Here is a 1,145-nt window from a genome sequence, read left to right as displayed (position 1 = left end):
CTATAAGACCGTGACAAAGGGCGATGAGGACAAGGTATCGAGTGCACTTGCAAAGCTGATGGAGGAGGATCTGACTCTCAAATCTGTCAACGATAAAGAAAACCGCCAGCTTCTGCTCTACGGAATCGGCGATCAGCAGCTCGAGGTTGTTGTGAGCAAGCTCCTGAACCGTTATAAAGTTGAGATTGAGCTGTGCAAGCCGAAATTTGCTTTCCGTGAGACTCTGAGAAAGAAAGTCACGGTACAGGGCAAGTACAAGAAGCAGTCCGGCGGACACGGCCAGTATGGCGATGTCAAGATGGAATTTGAGCCGTCCGGTGATCTTGAGAAGCCGTATGTCTTCGAGGAGAAAGTCTTTGGTGGAGCAGTTCCGAAGAACTACTTCCCGGCAGTTGAGAAGGGTGTTGCAGAGAGCTGCCTGAGAGGACCGCTTGCCGCATATCCGGTTGTCGGTGTGAAGGCAACCCTCATAGATGGTTCCTATCATCCGGTAGATTCCTCTGAGATGGCATTCAAGACCGCTGCGATGATGGCATTCAAGAAGGGCTTTATGGAGGCAAATCCGGTTCTGCTTGAGCCGATCGCATCCCCGAAGGTAACGGTTCCGGATAAATTCACCGGCGATGTCATGGGCGATTTGAACCGCAGAAGAGGTCGTGTGCTCGGCATGAATTCCGATCATCACGGTAAACAGGTGATTGAGGCGGATATCCCGATGTCTGAGCTCTTCGGATACAACACGGATCTGCGCTCGATGACCGGAGGAATCGGCGTTTACGAGTACGAGTTCTCCCGCTATGAGCAGGCTCCTGGCGATATCCAGAAGAAAGAGGTTGAGGCGAGAGCGTCCAAGGTAGACCGCATGGAGTCTTAATCAACAGAGAGTTCAGAGAACATCTGGATTGAAGATTGAAAATAAAATATTGGAAATAAGATATTAAAAACAAGATATTAAAAATAAAATATTAAATGAAATATTAAAAATGAAAAAGAGAAAGCACCGGCTCCTCAGAATTTTTTCAGGCCGCAGACATCAAATGATAGATGTCAGATTGCAGCTGGAAGAAAGCGCGGGGAGGCCGGTGCTTTTTGCTGTCAGTTCAGTTATGCTACTGTTAGTCGTTAAATCAACTGCTGATTCAGAT

Annotated in this window: 1 pseudogene; it reads left to right on the top strand. The window is 47.9% G+C overall.

The annotated features are described in order from the left end of the window. Positions 1 to 874: pseudogene (gene fusA / locus ACR0QE_RS13420) on the top strand (elongation factor G); the annotation flags it as partial. Positions 875 to 1,145 lie beyond the last annotated feature (271 nt).

This window comes from Brotaphodocola sp., from assembly GCF_050873065.1.
Taxonomy (GTDB): domain Bacteria; phylum Bacillota; class Clostridia; order Lachnospirales; family Lachnospiraceae; genus Brotaphodocola.
This window is presented reverse-complemented; position numbering and strand designations above follow the sequence as displayed.